Annotated in this window: 5 protein-coding genes and 1 tRNA gene; 2 read left to right on the forward strand and 4 right to left on the reverse strand. The window is 57.1% G+C overall.

Translation table 11 applies throughout. The annotated features are described in order from the left end of the window. Positions 1-172 precede the first annotated feature (172 nt). Together BA066_06940 and BA066_06945 are read right to left on the reverse strand one after the other, a co-directional pair. Positions 173-595: a translation initiation factor IF-2 subunit beta gene (locus BA066_06940; GenBank protein RDD52954.1), complete on the reverse strand. Its 423-nt coding sequence runs from the start codon at positions 593-595 to the stop codon at positions 173-175. A 48-nt stretch (positions 596-643) separates the two neighbouring features. Next, a complete protein-coding gene (locus tag BA066_06945; GenBank protein ID RDD52955.1) occupies positions 644-1,267 on the reverse strand; it encodes a hypothetical protein in 624 nt (207 codons plus the stop codon). A 139-nt stretch (positions 1,268-1,406) separates the two neighbouring features. Between BA066_06945 and BA066_06950 the strand changes: the two genes are divergently transcribed. Next, positions 1,407-1,512, forward strand: a tRNA-Ile gene (locus tag BA066_06950). 218 nt (positions 1,513-1,730) lie between these two features. Here BA066_06950 and BA066_06955 read toward each other — a convergent pair. Beyond that, on the reverse strand, positions 1,731-2,699 hold the full coding sequence (locus BA066_06955) for a hypothetical protein (protein RDD52956.1): 969 nt from the start codon (positions 2,697-2,699) through the stop codon (positions 1,731-1,733). Positions 2,700-2,735: 36 nt separating this feature from the next. Between BA066_06955 and BA066_06960 the strand changes: the two genes are divergently transcribed. Continuing rightward, positions 2,736-3,653 carry a hypothetical protein gene (locus BA066_06960; protein RDD52957.1) on the forward strand — a complete coding sequence of 306 codons (918 nt, stop codon included), beginning with the start codon at positions 2,736-2,738 and terminating at the stop codon, positions 3,651-3,653. Here BA066_06960 and BA066_06965 read toward each other — a convergent pair. Next, positions 3,600-4,176 (reverse strand): aminomethyl-transferring glycine dehydrogenase subunit GcvPB (locus BA066_06965; GenBank protein ID RDD52958.1); only part of this gene is annotated, 577 nt, incomplete at its 5' end. The genes BA066_06960 and BA066_06965 overlap by 54 nt on opposite strands.

Below are 4,176 nucleotides of genomic sequence, written 5' to 3' on the forward strand. Positions count from 1 at the left end.
CCCTGCAGACCCTTATCGCATTATCCGCGCACTCCACCCTGAAGTGTCCCTTTCCGAGGGGCTCCAGAACCCTTCCAAATATCTCCAAGTCCTCAGCAGGCAGGAGATCTTCCATCTCGGCATCCAGGGATCTTTCCACTTCCTCCCCTTTCTTCGATTTCAAGCGATCACCTCACAGCTTCGGAACCGGGGTCTCGGCACCGCATGCCTGGCACCTGAGGACCCAGGCCTTCTTCACCTTGACGAGAGTGGTATCGGGCCTGCCGCAGTGGGGGCATATCACATAGGTCCTTATGAACTTCTCTATCCTGTTCTCAACCTGCTTTGGGTCTATCTTCCTGCTCAATATGAGCTTCCTCTCATCCTCCGTGAGGAAGTAAGGGGATCCCAGCTCCTTCGAGAGGTACCTGGCTATCATCTTCGCATCCCTGTTCACGCTAGTGACTATCTCCTTGAAGTTCACTATGTGCGTCTGCTTACCCTCTATCGCTATCACCGGCCTGGGCGGCGAGAACCTCTCGCCGCTGACCACGAGCTTGGGGAGCTTCTTCCTAGCCTCCATGAGCATCTGAAGGTACTCTTCCCTCGACGACATCTCCACCCAATAAGGGGGAGGCAGGCATTTTTAAAGGTGAGAGATCCCTCATATGCCCGCGTATCCGTACCTTCCATCGCTCTCCAACAGCAGACCGGAGGATACCATCTCCTCCAGTCTCTTCCTGAGCCTAATTTGACCCTCCTTTAGGAGATCTGCCATCTCATCGAGTGAGAGTGGACCTATCTCCTTAAGAATCCTTATCACGTCCCTCCTCAGCCTATCCTCCTCTCTCCTCCTGGGTTCCACCCTCACCCTGAGCATCCTCCTCAGTATCTCCAGTTCCCTGAGCAGGATGGCGTTCGGATCCCTCACCTTGATCACGAGCGTCGGGGAGAGGTATATTGAATCCTTCCAGCTCCTCACCCTGCCTATCACGTCCACTATGCTCCCCCTCTCGTAAGGGCTCCCGGTATCGGGATCCATTAGGAGGGAGACGTCCTCATCCCATGCCTTCACCTGTATGGATGCGGTACCATCGTGAACGTCCAGTGTTGCGAAGGAGCCATCCTCCTTCAGGCTAGATTCCACGACCAGACCCATGATCCTAACCTTTATGACGCTCCCCCAAGGGAGCCTGAAGTATCTCGTCCCCTCCACGGAGACCTCCTCGAACTCCCCCGAGAGGAGCTCCGCTATCCTGACCTTCTGCGCTGAATCCCTATAGGGCATCCTTCCAACCGAGGAGTGATGACATATTTAATCATTCGGCCAAATCCGATCAATGAATACCCGAAAGCCCACTCGCCAGATCAGGATCCCGGGCCCGCCTGACCGAAACGCATATTAATGAGGACAGCCCAGCCTGAGGGGGCCCGTGGCTCAGACTGGATAGAGCGCCTGCCTTATATGGCGGCTCCCGCTACAGTCGCCAGAGGAGAAGCGGGAGGTCGGGGGTTCGAGTCCCCCCGGGCCCACTACCTTCAATCTGAGGAAGATGGCTTTTATGCTCCCGTACCATAGGAGGAGGGCCGCGGCCATCGAGAGGAACCCGAGGAGCACGTAAAGCACCGCCCAGCCCAGCTCCTTGGAGCTCGGGGAGATCACGGGCTTCAGGATCAGGAGGGCTAGGAGTATGAGGACCCATCCCGACAGGACCGCGTAGAGGGAGAGCAGGAGCCCCCTGTCCAAGTTCTCACCTCGGCGTTAGGAGGAAGAAGGTGAGGGATGATAGGATCCCGGATAGTAGGGAGAGGAGGGCAGCCTCCCTGACGATCTCATCCTCCCCCTTCCACCTCTCACAAGATATCATAGCTATGAGGGAGATAGGCGCCTTTGGATCCGGATTTGCCCTTATCATCCCCTCCCTGACTATGACTGGCCTTATGCCTATTTCCCTCCTCTCCCTCAACCCGCCGACGGATGTTATTACGGAGAAGCCGGAGACCAGAAAGGGGATCAGGGCTATGCAGAAGAAGGCTTCTGTGTTGGAGACGGCGGATACGGACGCTAGGACGGAGCCCACGAAGAGGGAATTGGAGTCCCCCCCGAAGACCCTAGCCGGGTACCTGTTCCTGAGCCAGTAGGGGAGGAGGGAGGCGTGGAGCAGGATGAGGGAAGCCAGGGCACCCCTGTTGGAGGCGAGCACCGGTATCAAGGGGATGGTGGATGCGTAAACGGAGAGGGGCATCATCCCATTTAGGGAGTCCATCATGTTCACAGCGTTCGAGAATACCGTAAAGAGGGCCGGAAGCAGGATCCAGTAGACATAATAAAGCCTGGCCCTTCCCAGTATAGGTAGAAGGGGTCTCGGTGTGATCTGATAGGTCGCTACAAGGACGAGGGCCGGGAGCACGAGCATCAGGGGCTTGGTCCTGGGGCCCAGCGGGGAGACATCGTCCAGCAGTCCTATGAGGAAGGCCAGTCCTGAGGATGCTGCGATGGCGATCGAGCTAGCCTCTCCCGTCAGGCTGAAGAACGCCAGTGATGATATGAGGAAGGAGATGCAGACCACCGGTCCCAGGGGCTCCGGGACCTTCGGCCTTCCCGGCTTGTGTACGTCCTCGGACAGGAGGGATCTTCCAGCGTACCTTGGCAGCATCCTCCTGTGCATGAGCTCTGAGGAGAGTAGGGCCACCGCCGAGGCCAGAGCAACCTCCAACATTTTTACCTTGCAACCCGTCCCCCCCACGATAAAAACATGGTGAGTGAGATACTAGCCGCGCTGGCGGCCCTCTGCTCATCGCTGATCAATCTGGCAGCCACCGAGAGGTGGATAAGGATTTCTGAGAGGAGAGGACTCCTATCCAGGGATCTGCATAAACCTGGAGATGTGATGGCCGCTAGGATTGGCGGTCTTCCTCTCTCAATAGTCTCAATACTTCAGTTCTCCCTAATCTCCCTGATCCTCGGACTTCCACCATCCCTAGTGATCCTCCCGGTGTTCTTCTCCTCCCTAGGGCTCATCGATGATGTCATCGGGCTGAGCAACATCGAGAAGGTGATCCTCTCGGGGATCCCATTCCTACTCCTTCACAGCGACTTCCCCCCATTCGATCCTTTCAGCCTCCTCTTGACTCATCAGGTCACCCTCTTCCTCCTCGGGACCTATTACGTCAACTCAACCAACACATTCGCCGGCTTCAACGGGCTGGAGGCCGGCACCTCCCTCATAATCTCCTCAACTCTCTCTGTGATCCTGCTGACCAGGGGAGAGATCAAGGGATTCATCTACCTTCTCTCCCTATCCCTGCTCCTCCTCTCCTTCCTAAGGTACAACTGGTATCCTGCGAGGGCCTTCCCTGGGAACGTCCTCACCTTCCTCTGCGGTGGTGCGATCGCTGCAGCTTCATTCAGGCACTCCCTGTACTGGGAGCTCGCGATCCTCTCGATCCCTCAGGGTCTCGATTTCCTCCTGAAGCTCCTCAGTTGGAGGAGGACCAGGGAGAAGATCCCGGCTGGGGTGTCCCGGGATGGGAGGCTCATGGCCCCTCCCCACCTCTCCCTTCCCTCTCTCCTCATCAGGCTCGGGGTTAGGGAGGAGAGGCTCCTCGTACTTAGCCTGCTATCCCTTGAGCTCTTTCTCTCCCTTCTGCTTCTCGTAAATCTTCCAAGTTAGCCAGAGGACCCTGTTGGCCATGCTCTCATCCACCCTAGTGATGGACGCTCTCCTCGGAGCGTTTAAAATCTCCTCCGGTCTCTCGTAAGCCAGCCTTCTTATCTCATCCATGGCCTCAATGTACCTCTCGATCTCCCTCAAACTATCGCTCTCCGTCGGCTCTATCATGAGACACTCCTGGACGACCTGGGGGAAGTACATCGTGGGCGGATGCAGGCCCCTGTCTATCAGGGCCTTGGCGAAGTCCAGGGCCCTAACTCCGGTCTCCTTCCTCAGTCTGGCCAGCGATATGACGAACTCGTGCTTGCAGGGCCTATCCCTGCCGTAAGGGACGTCGAAGCCGCAATTCATCAGCCTCTTCCTCACGTAGTTGGCGTTCATCACAGCCAGGGCAGCGGTCCGTCTCACCCCCTCGCTCCCCAGCATCTTCAGGTAGGCCCAAGCCTTTATCAGAACTCCCACGTTACCGTAGAACATCCTCACCTTACCGACGCTCCTCTTCAGGTCGTAGCTCAGCCTGTAC

This window comes from Candidatus Korarchaeota archaeon NZ13-K, assembly GCA_003344655.1.
In the GTDB taxonomy this organism is placed as follows: domain Archaea; phylum Korarchaeota; class Korarchaeia; order Korarchaeales; family Korarchaeaceae; genus Korarchaeum.

Coding starts and splice junctions, on each gene's coding strand:
- BA066_06945 (RDD52955.1), bottom strand. CDS start 1,267: ATGCCCTATAGGGATTCAGCGCAGAAGGTCAGGATAGCGGAGCTCCTC.
- BA066_06955 (RDD52956.1), bottom strand. CDS start 2,699: ATGTTGGAGGTTGCTCTGGCCTCGGCGGTGGCCCTACTCTCCTCAGAG.
- BA066_06960 (RDD52957.1), top strand. CDS start 2,736: ATGGTGAGTGAGATACTAGCCGCGCTGGCGGCCCTCTGCTCATCGCTG.
- BA066_06940 (RDD52954.1), bottom strand. CDS start 595: ATGTCGTCGAGGGAAGAGTACCTTCAGATGCTCATGGAGGCTAGGAAG.